Consider the following 643-nt stretch of genomic DNA (forward strand, 5'->3'; position numbering starts at 1 on the left):
CGGTTTTCCTGAACAGCTTCTTATCCAGCGCCTCTTCGAGAAGCTTGATCTGGCCACTGAGCGTTTGCGGCGTGATGTGCAACTGCTCGCCCGCGCGCACGATGCCGCCGGCGCGAGCCGCGACCCAAAAGTAATAGAGATGCTTGAAATTCACGAACCCTCCGTCGATTACGGAAAGATACGATTTTCTCGAGGTATCGACAATAAAAATACGAATTTTATGTTGGTATGGGTTCAGTTAGATTCAAACCTCGCCCCGAGGTGTCGGCGGCGTTTCATGACAGCTGACAGAGGTGACATATGGCATCGGTTGCAGAATTGCTGCGTGAGAAAGCTTCCCTGTTCGTAATGTATTTGCGCGCGCAAATGGAGCGCGTTGCGGGCAGTTTCGCGACTCATCGAAAGAGGTTTTTATGTACACGCAAATCATCAACAGATTACGAGGTGCTGCCGGTGCAGTCACACGCGGCACGGCCGCGCTGGGTCTGGCGGGACTGCTGGCGCTGGGCGCCGTGGCGTCGAACGACGCCGAGGCGAAGCGCGTAGGCGGGAGTCAAAGCATCGGGCGGCAGTCGCAGACGGCGTCGCCGTCTGGACAAGCGCAGCGAAGCCAACAGGCACAGCCGGCACAACAGGCCGCGCA

At 57.5% G+C, this 643-nt stretch carries 1 protein-coding gene and 1 pseudogene; one reads left to right on the forward strand and one right to left on the reverse strand.

Annotation, left to right across the window (positions count from 1 at the left end; translation table 11 throughout):
• Window positions 1-154: LysR family transcriptional regulator (locus tag F6X39_RS36205; protein WP_187620152.1), on the reverse strand; the 154-nt coding region annotated here is incomplete at its 3' end.
• A 259-nt stretch (window positions 155-413) separates the two neighbouring features.
• On the opposite strand from F6X39_RS36205, the pseudogene F6X39_RS36450 reads away from it, so the two are divergent.
• Window positions 414-643, forward strand: a pseudogene (locus tag F6X39_RS36450) (Tim44 domain-containing protein); the annotation flags it as partial.

The sequence above is a fragment of the Paraburkholderia sp. UCT2 genome, assembly GCF_014397665.1.
Taxonomy (GTDB): domain Bacteria; phylum Pseudomonadota; class Gammaproteobacteria; order Burkholderiales; family Burkholderiaceae; genus Paraburkholderia; species Paraburkholderia tuberum.